The organism is Psychrobacillus sp. FSL K6-2843 (assembly GCF_038626375.1).
GTDB lineage: Bacteria > Bacillota > Bacilli > Bacillales_A > Planococcaceae > Psychrobacillus > Psychrobacillus faecigallinarum.
In genome coordinates, this window is the sequence record NZ_CP152021.1 from 1468637 (window position 1) to 1491428 (window position 22792).

At 37.3% G+C, this 22792-nt stretch carries 23 protein-coding genes; all 23 read left to right on the forward strand.

Annotation, left to right across the window (positions count from 1 at the left end; genetic code table 11):
• Positions 1–10: 10 nt before the first annotated feature.
• Complete coding sequence (locus tag MKY94_RS07165) at positions 11–2053, forward strand: chemotaxis protein CheA (RefSeq protein WP_151110521.1); 2043 nt, start codon at positions 11–13, stop codon at positions 2051–2053.
• A 12-nt stretch (positions 2054–2065) separates the two neighbouring features.
• Positions 2066–2521, forward strand: a complete 456-nt coding sequence (locus tag MKY94_RS07170) for a chemotaxis protein CheW (protein WP_144538073.1) — start codon at positions 2066–2068, stop codon at positions 2519–2521.
• Positions 2522–2524: 3 nt separating this feature from the next.
• Positions 2525–3154 (forward strand): chemotaxis protein CheC, encoded by a 630-nt coding sequence (locus MKY94_RS07175; protein WP_144538074.1) that lies wholly within the window; start codon positions 2525–2527, stop codon positions 3152–3154.
• A 1-nt stretch (position 3155) separates the two neighbouring features.
• Positions 3156–3662, forward strand: a complete 507-nt coding sequence (locus MKY94_RS07180) for a chemotaxis protein CheD (RefSeq protein WP_154311109.1) — start codon at positions 3156–3158, stop codon at positions 3660–3662.
• Positions 3662–3958 (forward strand): hypothetical protein, encoded by a 297-nt coding sequence (locus MKY94_RS07185; protein WP_144538076.1) that lies wholly within the window; start codon positions 3662–3664, stop codon positions 3956–3958. The genes MKY94_RS07180 and MKY94_RS07185 overlap by 1 nt, the downstream gene beginning before the upstream one ends.
• Positions 3959–4024: 66 nt before the next feature.
• Positions 4025–4825, forward strand: a complete 801-nt coding sequence (locus MKY94_RS07190) for a FliA/WhiG family RNA polymerase sigma factor (RefSeq protein WP_144538077.1) — start codon at positions 4025–4027, stop codon at positions 4823–4825.
• 18 nt (positions 4826–4843) lie between these two features.
• A complete protein-coding gene (locus tag MKY94_RS07195) occupies positions 4844–5143 on the forward strand; it encodes an RNA polymerase subunit sigma (protein ID WP_144538078.1) in 300 nt (99 codons plus the stop codon).
• An 8-nt stretch (positions 5144–5151) separates the two neighbouring features.
• Entirely contained in the window at positions 5152–5649 is a 498-nt protein-coding gene (locus tag MKY94_RS07200) for a hypothetical protein (RefSeq protein WP_151110517.1), read from the forward strand.
• A 150-nt stretch (positions 5650–5799) separates the two neighbouring features.
• On the forward strand, positions 5800–6522 hold the full coding sequence (gene rpsB, locus MKY94_RS07205; protein ID WP_144538080.1) for a 30S ribosomal protein S2: 723 nt from the start codon (positions 5800–5802) through the stop codon (positions 6520–6522).
• Between the two features lie 91 nt (positions 6523–6613).
• Positions 6614–7498 (forward strand): translation elongation factor Ts, encoded by an 885-nt coding sequence (gene tsf / locus MKY94_RS07210; RefSeq protein ID WP_144538081.1) that lies wholly within the window; start codon positions 6614–6616, stop codon positions 7496–7498.
• 107 nt (positions 7499–7605) lie between these two features.
• A complete protein-coding gene (gene pyrH, locus MKY94_RS07215; RefSeq protein ID WP_144538082.1) occupies positions 7606–8331 on the forward strand; it encodes a UMP kinase in 726 nt (241 codons plus the stop codon).
• On the forward strand, positions 8331–8888 hold the full coding sequence (frr, locus tag MKY94_RS07220) for a ribosome recycling factor (protein ID WP_144538083.1): 558 nt from the start codon (positions 8331–8333) through the stop codon (positions 8886–8888). Before pyrH ends, frr begins: the two co-directional genes overlap by 1 nt.
• Before the next feature lie 138 nt (positions 8889–9026).
• Positions 9027–9821, forward strand: a complete 795-nt coding sequence (locus MKY94_RS07225) for an isoprenyl transferase (RefSeq protein ID WP_342578313.1) — start codon at positions 9027–9029, stop codon at positions 9819–9821.
• Complete coding sequence (locus MKY94_RS07230) at positions 9818–10609, forward strand: phosphatidate cytidylyltransferase (RefSeq protein ID WP_151110513.1); 792 nt, start codon at positions 9818–9820, stop codon at positions 10607–10609. The genes MKY94_RS07225 and MKY94_RS07230 overlap by 4 nt, the downstream gene beginning before the upstream one ends.
• A gap of 18 nt (positions 10610–10627) precedes the next feature.
• The gene (gene dxr, locus MKY94_RS07235; RefSeq protein ID WP_144538086.1) at positions 10628–11776 is read left to right on the forward strand and encodes a 1-deoxy-D-xylulose-5-phosphate reductoisomerase; all 1149 of its coding nucleotides are present in this window, start codon (positions 10628–10630) and stop codon (positions 11774–11776) included.
• A 41-nt stretch (positions 11777–11817) separates the two neighbouring features.
• Positions 11818–13077 carry an RIP metalloprotease RseP gene (rseP, locus tag MKY94_RS07240; protein ID WP_340844318.1) on the forward strand — a complete coding sequence of 420 codons (1260 nt, stop codon included), beginning with the start codon at positions 11818–11820 and terminating at the stop codon, positions 13075–13077.
• A 347-nt stretch (positions 13078–13424) separates the two neighbouring features.
• Positions 13425–17747 carry a PolC-type DNA polymerase III gene (locus tag MKY94_RS07245; RefSeq protein WP_154311105.1) on the forward strand — a complete coding sequence of 1441 codons (4323 nt, stop codon included), beginning with the start codon at positions 13425–13427 and terminating at the stop codon, positions 17745–17747.
• Between the two features lie 135 nt (positions 17748–17882).
• Positions 17883–18362 (forward strand): ribosome maturation factor RimP, encoded by a 480-nt coding sequence (gene rimP, locus MKY94_RS07250; protein ID WP_144538089.1) that lies wholly within the window; start codon positions 17883–17885, stop codon positions 18360–18362.
• A 22-nt stretch (positions 18363–18384) separates the two neighbouring features.
• Complete coding sequence (gene nusA / locus MKY94_RS07255) at positions 18385–19515, forward strand: transcription termination factor NusA (RefSeq protein WP_342578317.1); 1131 nt, start codon at positions 18385–18387, stop codon at positions 19513–19515.
• Between the two features lie 20 nt (positions 19516–19535).
• Entirely contained in the window at positions 19536–19814 is a 279-nt protein-coding gene (locus MKY94_RS07260; protein WP_144538091.1) for a YlxR family protein, read from the forward strand.
• Positions 19811–20131: a YlxQ family RNA-binding protein gene (locus tag MKY94_RS07265; RefSeq protein WP_144538092.1), complete on the forward strand. Its 321-nt coding sequence runs from the start codon at positions 19811–19813 to the stop codon at positions 20129–20131. The genes MKY94_RS07260 and MKY94_RS07265 overlap by 4 nt, the downstream gene beginning before the upstream one ends.
• A gap of 4 nt (positions 20132–20135) precedes the next feature.
• Complete coding sequence (gene infB, locus MKY94_RS07270) at positions 20136–22511, forward strand: translation initiation factor IF-2 (RefSeq protein ID WP_144538093.1); 2376 nt, start codon at positions 20136–20138, stop codon at positions 22509–22511.
• Positions 22511–22789, forward strand: a complete 279-nt coding sequence (locus MKY94_RS07275; RefSeq protein ID WP_144538094.1) for a DUF503 family protein — start codon at positions 22511–22513, stop codon at positions 22787–22789. Before infB ends, MKY94_RS07275 begins: the two co-directional genes overlap by 1 nt.
• The last annotated feature ends 3 nt before the right edge of the window (positions 22790–22792 follow it).

Below are 22792 nucleotides of genomic sequence, written 5' to 3' on the forward strand. Positions count from 1 at the left end.
TGTTAAGTTCATGGATACAAATCAATATTTAGAGATGTTCATTGAAGAAAGTAAGGAGCATTTACAAGCTTGTAATGATCATTTGCTTGAGCTAGAGAAAAATCCTCAAAATCTTTCAATCGTAAATGAGGTATTTCGTTCTGCCCACACATTAAAAGGTATGTCTGCAACGATGGGATACGAGGATATTGCCAATTTAACGCATAAAATGGAGAATGTTCTCGATGAAATTAGAAACAGTCGTTTAGATGTTACACCGGAATTACTTGATGTAGTTTTTGTTGCAGTCGATCAACTGGAAGAAATGGTTTTTAATATTGCGGATGGTGGAGATGGCAAGCTAGACGTTGAAGAAACCGTTCGAAAACTTCATTTAATCGAAAAAGGTGAAATGGAAGTTGCAGCTACTGTTATGAGTAAAGTAGATAACAATGAAAAACACCAGAATTTTTTATCCTATGACGACTATGAAATGACTGTTCTTCAACAATCGGCGGAGCAAAACTATTTTACATATGAAATCTCGGTAAAGCTACGCGAGGATTGCTTGTTAAAAGCTGCACGTGTTTATATGGTGTTTGAGCTCTTAGAAAAAATGGGTGATGTTATCAAATCCTCACCTACAGTTGAAAGATTAGAGGATGAAGACTTTGATGAACAGTTCTACATTGCAATTGTTACGACTGAAGAGCAAGAAGATGTTCAAAAGAAACTGATGAAAGTATCGGAAGTTACAGAGGTAATAGTAAATCCGGTTAGTATAGAGCAGCTAAAAACTCGTCAAAACGAAGAGTTTGAGAAGCAAGAGAGTAAAAAAGAAGAGATAAAGATTGAGGAAAAACCTTCTTCAGAAGTGAAAAAAGCGGAAGAAAAGCAATCATCACCTAAAAATGGGCAAACCCATGGTAACAAAACAATCAGAGTAAATATCGAGAGATTAGATATTTTGATGAACCTGTTTGAAGAGCTAGTAATCGATAGAGGTAGACTTCAATCTATCTCAGAAAACCTGCATGATAGTGAATTAGAAGAGACTGTAGAACGAATGGCTAGAATTACAGGAGACTTGCAAAACATCATTCTTAACATGCGTATGGTACCTGTAGATACGGTCTTTAACCGATTCCCTAAAATGGTTAGACAATTAGCTAGAGATTTAAACAAAAAAATCAATCTCCAAGTCATTGGAGCAGAAACGGAACTAGATCGTACAGTTATTGATGAAATCGGGGATCCCCTTGTTCATCTCATTAGAAACTCGTTAGATCATGGTATTGAGAGTCCTGAGATTCGTAAGGCAAATGGAAAGCCTGAGGAAGGTACCGTAGTTCTTCGAGCTTATCACAGCGGAAACCATGTGTTTATAGAAATCGAGGATGATGGAGCAGGTATAAGTCGAGAAAAAGTATTGAAAAAAGCTATAGCTAAAAATATTGTTACGCCAGAAGCTGCTGCTTTATTGTCGGATAAACAGGTAGCAGAGCTAATTTTATCTTCTGGTTTTTCAACTGCGGAAGTCATATCCGATGTATCTGGTCGTGGTGTAGGATTAGACGTAGTGAAAACAACCATTGAATCTTTAGGCGGTTCAATTGAGATTTCGTCAACAGAAGGGAAAGGCTCCTTATTCTCTATTCAATTACCTTTAACATTGTCTATTATATCAGTTATGTTAGTAGAGCTAGGTGAAGAGATTTATGCTGTTCCTCTTTCTTCTATCATTGAAACTGCTATCATCCGATCTTCTGACATTTTGAACGCACACAATCAAAAAGTAATTGATTTCCGTGGGAAGGTCGTTCCACTTGTCTTTTTAGAAGAGGTGTTTGAAGTACCTAGAGCACACAAGGAAGAAGAATTCCATTCAGTTGTTTTAGTTCGCAAAGGGGATAAAATGGCTGGTCTTGTTGTAGACTCATTCATTGGTCAACAAGAAATTGTTCTAAAATCTCTAGGAACCTATTTGTCTAGTGTATTTGCTATTTCAGGTGCAACTATTTTAGGAAATGGAAAAGTGGCTCTTATAGTAGATTGTAACGCGTTAATTATGTAAGGAGGAGAAACAATGGCAGAAGCTTTAGATTTACAAAACTTAAAAGTAGTTGTTTTTCAGTTAGCTGACAAAGAATATGTTATTCCTGTTAGTCAAGTCCAAGGAATTGAAAAACTAATCCATATAACTAGAGTTCCAAAAACTCCTTCATTTGTAAAAGGAGTTATTAATCTTCGTGGTGTAGTTACACCTATTATTGACTTAAAGAGCAGATTCAATCTAGGAGAGAGCACGTTAGATGAATCTTCTCGAATTATTATTATCTCTTTAGAGGATATGAATGTTGGAGTAATCGTGGACTCTGCAAATGATGTATTAGATATACCGATGGACTCCATAGAGCCTCAGCCAGAAGTAGTAGGAGGATTAGAACAAGATTTTATTGCAGGAGTTACTAAAATTGATAAACGTTTGTTGATTTTACTACATCTTGACTTAGTATTAAATCCTATTAAGGCTGGAGCTTAGTATATGTTTGAAAATAAGATTACGTCTATGCATCTTGATGTATTAAGGGAAATAGGTAATATTGGTGCAGCGCATGCTGCTACTGCATTATCTACCTTGTTAAATAAGAAAATAGACATGAATGTCCCTAAAGTTGAGATGGTAACTTTTGATGAAATGATGGATCTTGCTGGTGGAGCAGAAAGCGTAGTTGCTGGTATCTATCTTCGCATCGATGGAGATGTCAATGGTAGTATGTTTTTTGTTTTACCCGTTGAGCAGGCAAACCAATTCATCAGAAGATTGATCCAAGATGAAAGTTTAGACTTTGAAAAGGGACAGGTTACAGAGATGGGAGCGTCTGCGCTTCAGGAGCTAGGAAATATCTTGTCCGGTTCATATTTGTCTGCGTTGTCCGATTTCACTAAACTTAGTATTTATCCAACAGTTCCAGCACTTTGCGTTGATATGGTGGGAGCTATCATAAGTTTTGGGCTTGTAGAGCTTTCACAAGTAAGTGATTATGTCATTGTGATCGATACCGCTATTCATGAAGATGAAGATGAGAGTGGTAAAATTGTTCATGGTCATTTCTTTTTATTGCCAGAGCCGGATTCATTTCAAGCTATTTTCCGAGCATTAGGAGTAGAATAATATGATTGAACAAAGTCAAATTGGTCACGTAGTAAAAGTCGGGATAGCTGATATGAATATAGCAAAGGCACCACATACGATAAGGACATCTGGATTGGGTTCATGTGTAGGAGTTGTTCTTTACGATGATAGAAATCAAACAGCCGGCATGGTGCATGTAATGCTTCCGAATTCTAGTTTAGGAAGATCTGAAAAGATTAATATAGCCAAATTTGCTGATACTGGTATACCAGCGCTTATTGAACTATTAAAAATGGAAGGGTTGGCTCCTTCGAGACTCCGCGCTAAAATAGCTGGCGGTGCTCAAATGTTCCAATTCTCTTCCAGTAGAGATACTATGCGAATAGGTCCTAGAAATGTGGAGGCAGTAAAAGAGTATTTACACAAATACTCTATTCCCATTATATCTGAAGATACTGGGGGAAATAGTGGACGTACTATTGAGTTTGATCCATCCACAAAGCTATTGAACGTTAGAACAGTAAATCAGGGAGTGAGAGACATTTAATGGCAGGTTCAATTTTATTTAATTGCTGGGTAGCTCTTCTTGCATTTAGTTGTTACTTTCTTTTTTCATACCCCTTTGTAGAAGGGATTGTAATTTTAATACCATCTCTTATATGTGCACTATTATTTTTTATATTAGCCTTTTTTGGAAGAGCGGCTATATCATATGTTCTAGAAGATAAAACTAAAAAAGTAGAGGAAGAGGTCCTTTTATCTCAAAATACCACTTCCTCACCAATAGATTCATCAAAAGAATACGCTAACATTATAAAAAACATGATAAATAATGAATCATAAATGGGGGGCGATATATTTTCGCCTCCCCTTTTTATACGAAATTTTGGTATAATATCCATATATATAATGGAAAAGGTCGAAAGGGGGATTATTGTGTCAAAACTAAATTCGACAGAGGAGCAGCTCCTTTGGAAGAAATGGACAGAAAGCAAGGATCCTCAAGCAGGAGATTTACTTCTAAGAAAATATACTCCTCTTGTAACCTATCATGTGCAGCGTATTGGAGCTGGCATTCCTCAAAATGTTTCAAGAGATGAACTGAAAAGCCTTGGTATGATGGGACTTTTTGATGCTTTAAATAAATTTGATCATTCCAGAGATTTAAAGTTCGATACGTACGCATCCTTTCGTGTTAGAGGTGCAATAATAGACGGCTTGAGAAAAGAAGACTGGCTACCAAGGTCCTCACGTGAAAAGGCAAAAAAGCTAGACCAGAAGATTGAAGAGCTAGAACAAAAACTAATGCGTCATGCAACACCTGAGGAAATAGCACAATTTGTTGAGGTTTCGGTTGAAGAAGTTTATCAGACAGTGCAGGAGCATTTCTTCTCTAATGTTCTATCGATCGATGAACAGCTACATGACCAAGACGAAATGGATAATAAAGCATTTGTCATTAGAGATGATACGCAGACTACGCCTGAGCAGCAGCTTGTCAAGGGCGAGTTACTTAATGACCTAGTGAACCAAATTCAACACTTAAATGAGAACGAACAATTAGTTTTAAGCTTATTTTATACTGAAGAGTTAACCTTGACGGTTATAGGTGAAATGTTAGGCCTATCAACCTCCAGAATTTCTCAAATACATTCCAAGGCTCTTTTTAAGCTTCGGAAGCTTTTGGCAAGTGAAATGATGAATTCATAATATGCGGAGGGAAATTCTATGAGCTTAAAAGTTGTTGAACTACAGATTGCTATACCGAAAACATTTGATGCGGGTAAAATGTCTGAGCAAATGCAGCAACAAAGTGCTATAAACCAAGCGAATGCTCAAGCTGCAACTGAAAGGCAAATTGAGAGAAATAGAGAAACAGTTATTAAATCCAATAATATAGAAGCAGACGCCGAACAAGGCTCAAAGCAACAAACTGAGCAAGAAAATGAAAAAAGAGAAAAAAAAGAACAAGAAAATAAAGAGACAAAGCACCCCTTTAAAGGTAACTTTGTAGACTTTAGCGGATAGGAGTAAAAATGACGTCTATAATTTTAACAGTTTTATTTCTACTCCAAATAATTAGTTTTTATTTCATCGCATTGTTGAATATGAAAATGTCTAAGTATAAGGGTATGGAAGACAAGCAAGAGCAGATGATTAAAGAAATAGAAAATTCTTTTAGTGCCTACATTGCAGAAATCAAGGACGAAAATGATCGCCTTTTACATGAGCTCAAAGAACAAAATAATTACTCTTCTGAAAAGAAGGAAGTAATCTCTATTGCTAAAAAAGAGATTTCATCTGCTTCAAACGAGGAAAGCCAATCATTAATAATATCAAGACCACTAGTTTCAAAACAAAAGGCAGCTAGTAGTTATGTTCAATCTTCCAATTTACCAGAAAAAGAGATTCCTATTACTTTAAAGGAAAAAGTATTGTATTATTCGGAAGAAGGTAAAAACCCTACAGAAATAGCTAAGTTGCTCCAAATTGGAAAGACAGAAGTCGAGCTCTTCTTGAAATTTCAGGATTAAAATGGTTGAAAGTTAATTATATCTATGGTATATTACAAGACGGTATGAATATACACGCATTTCTGATGGAATTGGCAGGTGCTCTTACAAAAGAGTAGCCGATGAAAAATGAAGAATGCGGAAGACTAAACCAAACCAGGAGGAAATAAAATGTCAGTAATCTCTATGAAACAATTACTTGAGGCTGGTGTACACTTCGGTCACCAAACTCGCCGTTGGAATCCAAAAATGAAAAAATACATTTTTGTTGAGCGTAACGGAATCTACATCATCGATCTTCAAAAAACGGTGAAAAAATTAGAAGAAGCTTATGACTTCATGCGCCAAGTAGGTCAAGATGGCGGGAAAGTTCTTTTCGTTGGAACTAAAAAGCAAGCTCAAGAAGCTATTAAAGAAGAAGCAGAACGTTCAGGAAACTACTATATTAACCAACGTTGGTTAGGTGGTACTTTAACTAACTTCGGTACAATTCAAAAACGTGTAGCACGCTTAAAAGCAATTGAAAAAATGGAAGAAGACGGAACTTTCTCTGTACTTCCTAAAAAAGAAGTAGTTCAACTTAAAAAAGAACACGAACGTCTAGTTAAATTCTTAGGCGGTATCCGTGACATGAAAGCTATCCCGGATGTAATGTTCGTAGTTGACCCACGTAAAGAGCGTATTGCAGTTGCAGAAGCTCGTAAATTGAACATTCCATTAGTAGGAATCGTTGATACAAACTGTGATCCAGATGAAATCGACTATGTAATTCCTGCAAATGACGATGCAATTCGCGCAGTGAAATTATTAACTGCTAAAATGGCGGATGCATTACTAGAAGCAAGACAAGGTGAAGATGCAGAAGTAGCTTCAGCTGAAGTTGCTGCTGAGTAAGACACATGTAAGTAACAGGTGATAAGCGGCCAAACCACTTATCACCTTTTTTTGAGAAAATGACATTTAATTGTACTAGGAGGAATTTATAATGGCAGTTACAGCACAAATGGTAAAAGAATTGCGTGAAAAAACTGGCGCAGGTATGATGGATTGTAAGAAAGCTCTAGTTGAAACAGATGGCAACTTAGAAGCAGCAATTGACTTCTTACGTGAAAAAGGTCTTTCTTCTGCAGCTAAAAAAGCTGATCGTATCGCAGCTGAAGGTACAACTTTCATCGAAATCGATGGCAATAAAGCTGTATTATTAGAAATGAACGCAGAAACTGACTTCGTTGCCAAAAATGAAGGCTTCCAACAATTAGTTAAACAAGTAGCTTCTCATTTATTAACTACTGAACCAGCTTCAGTTGAAGAAGCATTAGCTTCTAACATTGAAGAAGGCGTTACAGTTGAAAATGCTATTTCTAACGCAGTAGCTAAAATTGGAGAAAAAATTACTCTTCGTCGCTTTGTTATTGAAACAAAAACAGATGCGGATGCATTTGGTCCATACCTTCACATGGGAGGTCGTATCGGAGTTCTTACAGTACTTGAAGGTTCTACTGATGAGCAAGCGGCAAAAGACGTTGCAATGCACATTGCTGCTTTAAACCCATCATACATTTCTCGTGATGAAGTATCTGCTGAGGAAGTAGAGCACGAGCGTAAAGTATTAACAGAACAAGCATTAAACGAAGGTAAGCCAGAAAATATTGTAGCTAAAATGGTAGAAGGCCGTCTTGGTAAATATTTTGAAGAAGTGTGCTTATTAGACCAATCTTTCGTTAAAAATCCAGATCAAAAAGTTCGTACATTTGTGGAATCAACTGGTGGTAAACTAGTTTCATTCACACGCTACGCTGTTGGTGAAGGAATTGAGAAACGTGAAGATAACTTTGCTGAAGAAGTAATGAGCCAAGTTAAAGGTAAATAATAAAAAATAAATAGTAAGAACGTATGTTGTTCTTATTTTATAGAAAAACTCTAGGGAGCACGTAATTTGTGTTCCCTATTTTTCAAGAAAAGAGATGGAGGATATCTATGAGCACACCACAATATAAAAGAATTGTTTTAAAACTAAGTGGCGAAGCATTGGCTGGAGAAAAAGGTTTTGGATTGTCTCCTGAGATTATTAAATCAGTAGCGGAACAAGTGAAGGAAGTTGTTGATCTTGGAGTTGAAGTTGCTGTTGTAGTTGGAGGAGGCAATATTTGGAGAGGTAAAATAGGCAGCGAAATGGGAATGGACCGTGCTAATGCCGATTATATGGGCATGTTGGCTACGGTTATGAATTCATTGGCACTGCAAGATTCTCTAGAACAATGTGGAGTTGAGACGCGTGTACAGTCTTCCATTGAAATGCGTCAAGTGGCAGAACCGTACATAAGAAGAAGAGCGATTCGTCATTTAGAAAAAAAACGTGTAGTAATATTTGCAGCGGGAACGGGTAATCCATACTTCTCGACTGATACTACAGCAGCTTTAAGAGCAGCTGAAATAGAAGCTGATGTTATCTTAATGGCTAAAAACAATGTAGATGGTGTGTATTCAGCTGATCCAAAAATGGATAAAACAGCAGTGAAATATGATGAATTGTCTTTCTTGGAGGTAATTCAGCAAGGCCTACAGGTGATGGATTCAACGGCTTCCACTTTATGTATGGACAATGATATTGCACTTATTGTATTCTCAATTATGGAAAATGGAAATATTAAACGGGCTGTCCTAGGTGACTCTATTGGAACAGTCGTTAGGAGGAATTCATAATGCCGAAACAAGTAATAGAGCAAACAAAAGACAAAATGGCTAAAACAATTCAAGTGTATACAAGAGAGCTAGCTTCTATTCGTGCTGGTCGTGCAAGCGCATCTTTACTTGATAAAATTACTGTGGACTACTATGGTGCGCCAACACCGATTAACCAAATGGCTGGTATATCGATACCAGAAGCGCGCTTACTAACAATTCAACCTTATGATAAATCCATTCTGGGAGATATCGAAAAAGCAATTATGAAATCAGACTTAGGAATCACTCCTACAAACGATGGTAATCTTATTCGTATTGCTATTCCTGCACTGACAGAAGAGCGCCGTAAAGAATTAGTAAAACAAGTTAAAAAAGAAGCTGAAGAAGCTAAAGTGAATATCCGTAATGTACGTCGTGATGGGAACGACGACCTGAAAAAAATGGAGAAAGCTGGAGAAATCACAGAAGATGATTTAAGAAGCTACACAGAAGAAATCCAAAAAATTACGGATGCAAATATTGATAAAATCGATGCAATCACTAAAGATAAAGAAAAAGAAATTCTAGAGGTTTAAGATACTCTTCTAGCAAGTAGTGCAGTTGAACCTTTATCCGAAGAAGGCGTCCTTTTAGAAGGACGTCTTTTTATATTCGTTTTTATTTGTTATGATAAGACTATATGCTTCGATAAGGTTTAAAGTGGAGGTTAATGCATGCTAAAAAAACTTATTCGTAAAAATGATAAAGCGATAAGTATCTATTTAAATGAACGAGTGGAAAATGCACAAAAAGAACAGTTGCCAGACCATATCGCCATTATTATGGATGGTAATGGCAGATGGGCTAAAAAGAGAGCCTTGCCAAGAGTAGCTGGACATCATGAAGGAATGCAAACTGTAAGGAAAATAACTAGATTTGCCAATGAAGTGGGTATAAAAACGCTCACATTATATGCATTCTCAACAGAGAACTGGAAAAGGCCTAAAATTGAAGTTGAATTTTTAATGCGTTTACCTGAAGAATTTTTAAACTCCTATCTACCTGAGTTAATGGAACAAAATATTCAGGTAAGAATGATGGGTAATATTGAACTTTTGCCAGAGCATACTAAGAAGGCTGTTACAAAAGCAATGGAGCAAACTGCCGAAAATAACGGTCTCATATTAAACTTTGCTCTAAACTATGGAAGCAGAGATGAAATTGTTCAAGCGGTAAAAAAAATTGCTCTAGATATTCAAGAAGGTAATATGGAGATAAATGATATTACAGAAAATAATATTAATAGTTATTTAATGACGAAAGATTTATGTGAACCAGATTTACTGATTAGAACTAGTGGGGAAGTACGTTTAAGTAACTTCATGCTTTGGCAACTCGCATATACAGAATTCTGGTTTACAGACACATTGTGGCCAGATTTCGATCAGGAATGTTTGATAGAAGCTATTGAAACCTTTCAAAAGCGAAATAGAAGATATGGTGGAATTAAGGAGGAAGAAACAAATTGAAAACAAGAATTATCACGGGTGCCGTCGCTTTAGCACTCTTTCTTCCAATAGTTCTGCTAGGAGGACCTGTATTTACTGTTCTTATATACGCAATTGCTACAGTAGGATTATATGAAATACTAAAAATGAAGGGTTTAAGTCTCTTTTCTTTTTCAGGTATCATATCGCTACTTCTTTTGTTTTTACTATTATTCCCTTCAGCTTATACAGAAAATATAGTTAACCTTACAGGTCATACAAAGCTCGAATGGGTATTCGTAGCTGTTTTTCTCTTGCTTATTTTCACTGTGCTAACGAAAAACAGTTTTACATTTGAGGATGCCTCCTTCGTGCTTGTGAGTACTTTATATGTAGGGATAGGTTTTTATTATTTTATTGAAACTCGAGAAAGTGGATTGGCATATCTCATATTTGCGTTACTGATTGTATGGACTACTGATTCAGGTGCTTATTTTACAGGTAGAAAAATTGGGAAACGAAAACTATGGCCAGAGATTTCTCCAAACAAAACAGTAGAAGGATTTGTAGGAGGGATACTATGGGCAATAATCACTGCTCTAATTATCCAATGGATTAATCCACTTACTTCCTCATACATTGTCCTAATCGGGATTACTATTATAGCCTCCATTTTTGGACAACTGGGGGATTTGGTTGAATCGGGTATTAAAAGACACTTTAATGTAAAAGATTCAGGTAAACTACTACCTGGACACGGTGGAATATTAGATCGCTTTGACAGTCTTCTTTTTGTCTTGCCATTATTGCACTTTTTACATTTTATATAAGGGAGACGACATTATTTCATGGGTAAAAGAATAAGTTTATTAGGTGCAACTGGTTCTATTGGGCTCCAAACTTTGGATATAATAAGAGAGCACCCAAATAAGTTTCAATTAGTTGCATTTTCGGTAGGTAAAAATATAGAAGAAACAAGAAAGATACTAAATGAGTTTCATGTAGAAGTTGTATCTGTACAAAAAGAAGAAGATGCACTTTTACTGCAACAAGAATATCCAAAAATAGAAGTAGTTTTTGGAGATGCCGGTTTGATACAAGTTGCAGCTCATACGAACGCGGATGTTCTAGTAAATGCGGTTTTAGGGAGTGTAGGTTTAAGACCAACATTAGAAGCTATTAAAAAGGGAATTACCATTGCTATTGCAAACAAAGAGACATTGGTTACGGCTGGTCATTTAGTTATGCAAGCTGCCCAACAATATAATGTGCCAATCCTGCCTGTTGACAGTGAACATTCTGCGCTATTCCAAGCGATGAATGGAGAAAAGAAAAGCGAGGTTTCCAAGCTTATTATTACTGCATCTGGAGGTAGCTTCAGAGATCGAACACGTGAAGAATTAAAAAGTGTCACTGTAAAAGAAGCGTTAAACCATCCTAACTGGTCAATGGGTTCAAAAATTACGATTGACTCAGCTACGATGATGAACAAAGGGTTGGAAGTAATTGAAGCTCATGTCCTCTTTGATATTTCCTATGATGACATTGAAGTGTTATTACATCGTGAAAGTATTATCCACTCCATGATTGAATTTAAAGATACTAGTGTTATAGCCCAATTAGGGACGCCGGATATGAGGGTGCCTATTCAATATGCGTTGTCCTATCCAGATCGTCTAGAACGATCAAATGCACACCGATTAAACTTAGCGGAAATTGGCAAGCTTCATTTTCAAGAGATGGACTACAAGAGATATCATGCATTAAAGCTGGCGATTGACGCAGGACGAGCAGGCGGAACAATGACAACTGTATTAAATGCGGCTAATGAAGCAGCAGTTAGTCTATTTTTAAAAGAAAAGATTACATTCTTAGAAATTGATGAATTAATTGAGCGAGCAATGGACGAGCATTCGAATGTTTCTTCACCAGATTTAGATACTATATTATTTGTTGATAGCCAAACGAGAAAAAGTGTACAAAACATGGTAAAATGATGTATTGAGGAAAGACAAGCAGGAGAAAAAGGTGGGGTATAATGGAAACAGCCATTGCGTTTATAATCATATTTGGAAGTATTGTTTTTTTTCATGAACTAGGGCATTTTATTTTTGCAAAAAAAGCTGGAATAATGGTTAGAGAATTTGCCATTGGTTTTGGACCTAAAATTTTTGGTATGACAAAAGGGGAAACACTGTATACAATCCGTTTATTACCTTTGGGTGGTTATGTACGGATGGCTGGAGAAGATTTAGATTCTATTGAATTACAGCCTGGATATCGTCTAGGTGTTCGCTTAAATGAGAACAATGAAATAGATCAAATTGTACTCAACCAGAACAAACAATTCCCTGATATGCTCTTTCTAGAAGTAGAAAGATCTGATTTGATGAAAGAAATGTATATCGAAGGCTACGATGAAGAAGAGCGTTTAGTTCGTTATCAAGTTGCAAGAAAAGCTGTTATTATTGAAAATAATACCGAAACCTTTATCGCCCCTTATGATCGACAATTCGGTTCCAAAACAGTTGGACAACGTTCTATGGCGATTTTCGCAGGACCTTTGTTTAACTTTATATTAGCATTCTTTATATTCTTAGCTTTAGGATTACTTCAGGGAATTCCAACTAACGAGCCTATTATTACAACAGTTGTAGATAATAGTCCAGCAGCTTTAGCAGGAATGAAAGATGGCGATTTAGTTAAAGAGATTGACGGAATGCCAATTACCGAATGGGAAGAACTATCGCTAGCCGTTAGAGATAGCGCTAACGAACCGATGACCTTCGTGATAGATAGAGATGGTACTACGGAAGAATTGATAGTAACTCCAAAGGAAGTAACGACAGAAGCAGGTAAGGTTGCCCAAATTGGTGTTCAATATATGAGTCCTTTAGAAAAAAATCCAATTGGGGCAATTTTCTTTGGGGCTGAACAAACCTATGAATGGACTAAAAGAATATTTACTATCTTAGGTACATTAGTTACTGGCTCCTTTTCTATTGATGACTTGTCTGGTCCAGTGGGAATATATAAAGCGACGGAAACAGTCGCGCAATCAGGCGTATATAACCTAATGCACTGGGCAGCTATTTTAAGTATAAATCTAGGGATTATGAATTTGTTACCATTACCAGCCCTCGATGGAGGAAGATTGTTGTTCTTCCTTTTTGAAGCAATTAGAGGAAAACCAGTCGACAAACAAAAAGAAGGAATGGTTCATTTTGTAGGAATCATGCTTCTTATGGTATTGATGGTTGTAGTCACTTGGAATGATATTCAAAGATTCTTCTTTTAAAATAATTTTGTGAGAAAATGGAAGAACTATTTATTTGTGGTTTTGATAAAATTACGTTAGGGAGGAAGTTCGAGTAGCTGAACTTCCTTTCTTTTTCTGTAAATTGTTCTTTCATATTATAAAGGAATCAATTTTTTGAAATCTATATGCATTTCAAATAAAGTAGAATTAAATTTCGCTTTCGGAGGACGCTTTCCGTGGGGTGAGCGATAAGCTATTACCCGTCGCTTATGTGCGCAGTTTTTATGTCTTATTTGTTACTCATCCCACAGAAGTCGCCGCCTAACCCTACAATCATACAGAAAAGAAATAAAATAAATAGAAAATAACTTTTAAAAGAAGGGGGAATAGCTAAGATGCAAGATGGCAAAATGAGAATGCATTTATTGCTGCAACAACTAGAGCTGACTGAAGATGCTTTTGTACAGCATTTTGAGAATGCTTCTATTACCAGATTTACGGTCCATAAAAAGCAAAGACAATGGCATTTTCAAATCAATTTAGCAAACATTCTTCCGATTGAGGTTTATACTAAATTCCAAACAAGACTACAAGAAAAATTTCAGGGTATAGCAACTGTTTATTTAAATATAAAAAGCGAAAATCCAGAAGTCTCTGAACCGCTAGTAAAAGCGTACTGGACAAGTGTCTTAAAAGAAATGAGCGATATGGCTCCTCCATTAAAAGATTGCTTGCTAGGTCAGGAGCCAGAGTGGAATGGACAGATGATACAGCTTACTTGTGGGCAGGATTTACAGCTCCGTACATTCAAAAAAAAATATATCGAACACATTTCAAATGTGTATGAAAGCTTTGGATTTCCTAAACTCGCAATAGATTTTAAATTGGTTGAGGATACCGAAGCACTAGCAGAAGCCCAAGTTGCCTTCTTAGAACAAAGAAGAATGGAAGAAGAAGAGCTAGGGAAAAAAGCTTTAGTTGATTTACAAAAGAGAGAATCTCAACGTCAGGATAGTGGAGATGCGGGAGAAGATGGACCATTCCAGCTAGGTACCCCTTTGAAAAAAGAAGAGGCGAGCGTGGAAATACGTTCTATTCAGGACGAGGAGCGTAGAGTTACGATTGAAGGCTTTGTTTTTGACGTGGAGGTTAAAGAGCTTAGAAGTGGAAGATCTCTATTAACTGCAAAAGTGACGGATTACACAGATTCAATCCTAGTTAAAATGTTCTCAAGAGACAAAGAAGACGCTGGAATGATGGCACGTCTTAAAAAGGGAATGTGGATAAAAGTAAGAGGCTCCGTGCAAAATGATACATTTGTGCGCGATTTAATCGTAATGGCTCAAGATATGTGTGAGATTAATCCAGTACTAAGATATGATACTTCAAAAGAAAAACGAGTGGAGTTACATATGCATACCCCGATGAGTCAAATGGATGCTGTTTCTTCTGTTTCAGCTCTAGTTTCTCAAGCAGCCAAATGGGGGCACAAAGCAGTAGCGATTACTGATCATGCCAATGTACAATCATTCCCAGAGGCGTATGCAGCTGGTAAGAAGAATGGTATAAAAATTTTATACGGCTTAGAGGCAAATCTAATTCACGATGGAGTGCCAATAGCTTATGACGAACAACATATTGCACTGGAAGATGCTACGTATATTGTCTTTGACGTAGAAACGACAGGGTTATCTGCTACTTATGATAAGATCATTGAGCTTGCAGCAGTAAAAATGCACAACGGTACTATTATTGACAAATTTGAAAGATTTGTTAATCCGCATCATGCTTTGTCCGCAACAACAATTGAGCTAACTGGTATCACGGATGATATGGTTCGTAATGCTCCAGAGATAGAGGATGTTATTAGAGATTTTCATGAATTTATCGGTGACGGGATTATTGTTGCGCATAATGCGTCGTTTGATATGGGCTTCTTGTATGAGGGTTATCGAAAATGCGATATTAACCATTTTGACCATCCAGTTATCGATACATTAGAACTAGCTCGTTTTTTACATCCGGAAATGAAAACACATAAACTAGGTACACTAACGAAAAAATTTAATATCGAATTAACCCAAGCCCATAGAGCGATCTTTGACTGTGAGGCAACAGGTTATCTTTTATTGCATTTATTAAAAGAAGCTGAAGCACAAGACATTCATTATCTTGATGACTTCAATAAGCATATTGGGCAAGGTGATTCCTACAAACGAGCAAGACCATCACACTGTACTATTTTAGCGGTTAACGATGAGGGTCTAAAGAATCTATTTAAATTAGTTTCCCTTTCCCATACAACTACCTTCTATCGCGTGCCACGTATTAAACGTTCGGTGCTTCAAAAGCATAGAGCAGGGTTAATAATTGGCTCTGGTTGTGATCGTGGAGAGGTTTTCGAAGGGCTTATGCAAAAGCCTTTGGAGCAAGTTGAAGAAATTGCCAAGTTCTATGATTATTTAGAGGTACATCCTAAAGAAGTGTACGCTCATTTAATTGAAATGGAACTAGTAAGAGATGAATGGAACTTAGAAGACATTATTCGCAAGCTGATTAAAGTAGGGAAAAAGTTAGGGAAACCAGTTGTTGCTACTGGAAATGTACATTATTTACATGAGACGGATGCAATGTTCCGCAAAATTTTGGTGAATTCTCAAGGGGGAGCAAATCCTTTAAATCGTCATGAGCTACCAAAGGTTCACTTTAGAACTACCAATGAAATGCTAGATTCCTTCTCGTTTTTAGGAGAAGAGCTGGCAAAAGAAATAGTCATTACGAATCCTAACAATATTGCAGATTCGATCGAAGACATTAAGCCAATCAAAGACGATCTTTATACTCCAAAAATTGAAGGAGCAGATGACGAAGTTAGAGAGTTAACCTATACGAAAGCTAAGGAAATTTATGGTGAGGAATTGCCAGAGATAGTTGAGGCACGTATTGAAAAAGAGCTTACGTCTATTATTGGACATGGATTTGCTGTTATTTATTTAATCTCTCACAAACTAGTGAAGAAATCTTTAGATGATGGTTATTTGGTTGGATCCCGTGGATCTGTAGGCTCATCACTTGTCGCAACCTTGATGGAGATAACTGAAGTAAATCCTATGCCTCCTCATTATATTTGTCCTAGCTGTAAACATTCTGTATTTTTCCAAGATGGTTCTGTAGGATCTGGATTTGACCTTCCCAATGCCAACTGTGAAAAATGTGATACTCCTTACGTTAAGGAAGGACAAGATATTCCTTTCGAAACATTCTTAGGGTTTAAAGGAGATAAGGTTCCTGATATTGACTTAAACTTTAGTGGAGAATATCAACCAACAGCACATAACTATACAAAAGAGCTGTTTGGGGAAGAGTATGTATTCCGAGCAGGTACTATAGGAACAGTAGCGGAAAAGACAGCGTATGGATATGTTCGAGGTTATATGAATGATAATAATATATCATTACGTGGAGCAGAAATAGATCGCTTAGTACAAGGATGTACAGGTGTAAAACGTACAACTGGACAGCATCCAGGAGGTATTATTGTTGTACCTGACTATATGGATATATTTGATTTTTCACCAATTCAGTTTCCGGCAGATGCACAGGATTCAGAGTGGAAAACGACGCATTTTGACTTCCATTCCATCCATGATAATCTACTGAAATTAGATATTCTTGGACACGATGATCCGACCGTTATACGGATGCTGCAAGACCTTTCTGGAATTGATCCGAAAACGATACCGACGGATGATCCGGAAGTTATGAAGATCTTTAGTGGACCAGAAACTCTTGGAGTAACAGAAGAACAAATTGATTGTAAAACGGGAACGCTAGGTATTCCGGAGTTCGGTACTCGATTCGTAAGACAAATGCTCGAGGAAACAAAACCATCAACCTTCTCAGAACTTGTTCAAATATCAGGTCTTTCTCATGGGACGGATGTTTGGTTGGGCAATGCACAAGAACTTATACAAGCAGGAACATGTCAGCTTTCAGATGTAATTGGCTGTCGTGATGATATTATGGTTTATCTAATCTATCAAGGCTTAGATCCTTCACTTGCATTTAAAATAATGGAGTCTGTGCGGAAAGGGAAAGGACTAACACCAGAATTTGAAGCAGAAATGAAATCAAAAGGTGTAGCTAACTGGTATATTGAATCATGTAAAAAGATAAAATATATGTTCCCTAAAGCTCATGCTGCTGCCTACGTTTTAATGGCCGTTCGTATTGCATATTTTAAAGTTCACTTCCCAATACTATACTATGCAGCATATTTTACAGTACGAGCATCCGATTTTGATTTAATCTCTATTGTAAATGGCTCACATACAATTCGAGCTAAGTTAGATGAAATTAATGCAAAGGGATTAGAAGCATCTAACAAAGAAAAAAGCTTGGCGACTGTATTAGAGCTTTCTCTGGAAATGTCTGAGCGAGGAATTAGAATGCAAAAGATTGATCTTTATAAATCTAAGGCACATGAATTTACTATTGAAGGGAATACTTTAATACCTCCATTTGATGCCGTTCCAGGCTTAGGTACGAACGTTGCTGTTCAAATAGTAAATGCTCGACAAAATGGAGAGTTCTTATCTAAAGAGGATTTGCAGCAAAGAGGTAAAGTTTCCAAAACGATTATTGAGTATCTGGACTCGATGGGTTGCCTAGAAGGGCTACCTGACGCGAATCAGCTATCTCTGTTTTAGTCACTAATTTGCAAACAAACCTATGGTATGGTAAGATAAAACTACCAATGTTTCATAGTTCTGTGACGAAAGAGTGGGATTTCCCGCTCTTTTCTGTTGTTATATAGAAAATCATGGTTGTGTAGGGAGGCCTTTATGAGTAATATAACTAGTAAAATTGAAGAGCTTGTTTTACCTATTTTGCAAGAGATGACCTTAGAGCTCGTTGATGTTGAATATGTTAAAGAAGGTCGCGATTGGTTTTTACGTGTATATATTGATACACCTTCTGGTGGCATTGATATTGAGCAATGTGCCCAAGTAAGTAATAAGCTAAGTGAAAAATTGGATGAAGAAGATCCTATTAAGGAAAATTATTTTTTAGAAGTTTCCTCGCCTGGGGCAGAGCGTCCTTTAAAGAAAGAAGCTGATTTTATCTCAGCTATAGGGAAATATGTTTTCATTAAAACTTATGAGCAAATTAACGGGGCTAAAGAGTTTGAAGGAACATTACTTTCTTATTCTGCTGAAGAAGGCGCTTTAATAGAAGTTCGCATCAAAACAAGAAGAGTTAAAATTCAAATTGAAAAAGAGAAAATTGCGCTTGCTCGTTTAGCAATCGATTTCTCTGCATAATGTATATTGAGGAGTGACAGCTGTGAGTAGTGAGTTATTAGATGCGTTAACTGCGCTAGAGAAGCAAAAAGGAATTTCAAGAGATGTCTTAATGGAGGCGATTGAGGCTGCATTAGTTACGGCATACAAAAGAAACTTCAATCAAGCTCAAAATGTTCGAGTGGATATCAATTTAGCTAACGGTTCTATGTTAGTTTATTCTAGAAAAGATGTAGTAGAGGAAGTTAGTGATAGCAGACTGGAGATTTCTCTTGAGGATGCACAAGCTATTAACCCACATTATGCTCTTGGAGATGTAGTAGAGGAAGAAGTTACTCCACGTAACTTTGGACGTATTGCAGCACAAACAGCAAAACAAGTGGTGACTCAGCGAGTACGTGAGGCAGAGCGTGGGTTAATATATGAAGAGTATGTTGATCGTGAAGATGATATAGTAAACGGTATTGTTGAACGACTTGATGCTCGCAATATTTATGTAGGATTAGGGAAAGTGGAAGCTGTTTTACCAGTAAACGAACAAATTCCGACTGAAACTTATCGTCCTCATGACCGTATCAAAGTTTATATTACAAAGGTTGAACGTACAACTCGTGGACCACAAGTGTTTGTTTCTAGAACACATCCAGGATTACTTCGTCGCTTATTTGAGATGGAAGTGCCTGAAATTTTCGAAGGTATTGTAGAGATTAAATCTATCGCTCGTGAAGCTGGAGATCGTTCGAAAATATCTGTATTCGCTCATAACGATGAAATTGATCCAGTTGGTTCATGTGTAGGTGCGAAAGGTGCTCGTGTTCAAACGATTGTCAACGAACTAAGCGGAGAAAAAATTGACATTGTGGAATGGTCAGAAGATCCGGTAGTTTTCGTGGCAAATGCACTTAGTCCTTCGAAAGTTTTAGACGTTCAAGTAAATGAAGAGGAAAAATCCACTACAGTAGTAGTCCCGGATTATCAGCTATCTCTCGCTATTGGTAAAAGAGGTCAAAATGCAAGACTTGCAGCTAAGCTAACAGGTTGGAAAATTGACATTAAAAGTGAGACGGATGCTAGAGAAATAGGAATTTATCCTAACGAGAATTCTCCGCAACTAATTGTAGAAGAATTAGAAAACGATATGGATGATTTTGATTTTTACAAAGACGAAGAGTAAGAATAGGAGGCTGATTTAGTATGGCCACTCAAAAAAAAATCCCATTACGAAAATGTGTTGCTACTGGAGACATGTTTCCTAAAAAAGAAATGATTCGAGTAGTTCGTTCGAAAGAAGGCGAGGTTAGCGTGGATCCGACTGGAAAGAAATCTGGTCGCGGCGCGTATGTCTCTAAAACTGTAGAAGCAGTTAACCAAGCAAAGAAGAAGAATTCTTTAGGAAATCATTTAGAAGCAAGCATACCAAATGAAATCTATGACGAGTTAATAGTCATGATCGAAAGAGAAAAATTGAAATGAATTTAGAACAACAAATTACTCAATTATTAGGACTTGCAACTAGAGCTAGAAAAACTATATCTGGTGAAGAGTTAGTCGTAAAAGAAATTAGAAGTAAAAAAGCAAAGTTAGTTATATTAGCTAATGATGCTTCACAAAATACGGCAAAAAAATTGAATGATAAATGTGCATCTTTTAACGTTGAGCTGCATGTCTTTGGAGACCGGCACGATCTCGGACATGCGACGGGAAAAGAGGCCAGGGTGGCAATAGCCATTATGGATGACGGTTTCGCTAAAAAACTGTCCGGCCTTCTCAACGAATATAACCGGGGGTGAGCTAATGACTAAAATCAGAGTTCATGAATACGCGAAACAAATTAATAAATCAAGTAAAGAAGTTATTGAGCAACTAGGAAAAATGAATATTACAGTTACGAATCATATGTCTACGCTTGAAGGGGATGCTGTAAGTAAATTAGACGGCGTTTATAAAAAAGGTGGCGCTGGAAATAATTCAGCTTCACAACAGACTAAACCTTCTAATCAAGGGCAACAAAGACCAAGTAACCAGAACCAATCTAGACCGTCTTCACAAGGACAACAGAGACCAAACAACCAGAACCAATCTAGACCGTCTTCACAAGGGCAACAAAGACCAAATAATCAAAATCAATCTAGGCCATCTTCAGGGGGACAATCACGTCCTTCAACCAATGGTCAATCACAACAAAGACCTGCAAATACGTCGAATAATCAAGGATCTAATTCTCAAGGTTCAAATAATCAACCAAAAGAGAAAAAAGTCTTTAATAATAATAACCGACCTGGAGGACAAAATCGTCCGGGTGGTCAAAATAGACCAGGGGGACAAAATCGTCCAGGCCAACGTCCAAACAAGCGTAGAAAAGGACCGACAACTCCTGTTCAACCACCAGTGCCAAGAAAAGAAAGAGAACTTCCAGAAAGAATTACTTTTACGGAATCTCTTACTGTAACAGAACTTGCGAAAAAATTAGGTCGTGAACCTGCAGAAATTATTAAAAAATTGTTCTTACTTGGTGTAATGGCAACAATTAACCAAGAGCTAGATAAGGATGCAATTGAACTTATTTGTGCAGACTACGGTGTAGAAGTGGAAGAAGAAATCAAAATCGATATTACTGATTTAGAAGTTCATTTCGAAGCTCCTGTGGAAGAAGATTCTACACACACAGTAGAGCGTCCACCAGTAGTAACAATCATGGGACACGTTGACCATGGTAAAACTACTCTGTTAGACTCTATCAGACACACTAAGGTGACAGCTGGAGAAGCGGGTGGTATCACTCAGCATATTGGTGCATACCAAGTAGTGGATAACGGTAAAAAGATTACTTTCTTAGATACTCCAGGGCATGCTGCGTTTACAACGATGCGAGCGCGCGGAGCAAAAGTAACTGATTTGACCATTTTAGTAGTTGCAGCAGATGATGGAGTAATGCCTCAAACGGTTGAAGCTATTAACCATGCGAAAGCTGCAGAAGTTCCAATCATCGTAGCAGTTAACAAAATGGATAAACCAGGAGCAAATCCTGATCGTGTAATGCAAGAACTTACAGAGCATGGTTTAGTGCCAGAAGCTTGGGGTGGAGAAACAATTTTCGTACCAATCTCTGCATTAAAAGGCGATGGTATTGATAACCTGCTTGAAATGGTTCTACTTGTTTCAGAGGTTGCTGAGCTAAAAGCTAACCCTAAACGTCTTGCTTTAGGAACAGTAATTGAAGCACAGTTAGACAAAGGTAGAGGTTCTGTTGCTACGTTATTAGTTCAAGATGGAACTTTAAAAGTTGGAGATCCAATCGTAGTAGGTCATGCATTCGGCCGTGTCCGTGCAATGGTTAATGACCTTGGCCGACGTGTGAAAGAAGCTGGTCCTTCAACTCCGGTTGAAATTACTGGATTAAACGAAGTTCCACAAGCAGGAGATCGTTTCGTTGTATTTGAAGACGAGAAAACTGCTCGTCAAGTTGGTGAAACACGTGCATCTCAAGCACAAGTGAGCCAACGTTCTGAAAAAGCACGTGTTACTTTAGACAACTTGTTTGATCAAATGAAACAAGGGGAAATGAAAGAACTAAACCTAATTGTGAAAGCAGACGTTCAAGGTACTGTAGAAGCAATGGCTGCTTCATTGATGAAAATTGAAGTTGAAGGTGTAAATGTTCGAATTATCCATACTGGAGCTGGAGCAATCACTGAGTCAGATATTAGCCTTGCAGCTGCTTCCAATGCAATTGTAATTGGATTTAACGTACGTCCTGATACAAATGCGAAACGTGCCGCTGAACAAGAGGGCGTAGATATTCGACTTCACCGTATTATTTATAAAGTAATTGAGGAAATCGAAGCAGCTATGACTGGACTACTTGATCCAGAATTCCAAGAGAAAATCATTGGTCAAGCTGAGGTTCGTGAAACATTCAAAGTATCTAAAGTGGGAACTATTGCTGGTTCGTATGTAATCGATGGCAAAATCACTCGTGATAGTGGCGTTCGCGTAATCCGTGATGGAATTGTTATTTTCGAAGGTGAGCTAGATACGCTTAAACGCTTCAAAGATGATGCTAAAGAAGTTGCAAAAGGTTATGAATGTGGTATTACGATTAAAAACTTCAATGATGTCAAAGAAAGCGATATAATCGAAGCTTACATTATGGAAGAAATTAAACGATAATGATTGTGTATGCAGAGTGTGAATTTCTCATCCCTACTGCACATTCATTGAAAGAAAAAAGAGCAGTATTACAGCGTATGCTCACTAGAACAAAACAAAAATTCAATGTTTCAATATCTGAGTTAGATCACCAAGACGTTTGGCAGCGTACTAAAATCGGAATAGTTGCCATTGCCTCTGACAAGCGTGCAGTGGAACGCGAGTTAACACTTGCCATTCGTTTTTTGGAATCTAACCCAGAATGGGAATGTATTGATATCAACAAAGAATATTTATGATAG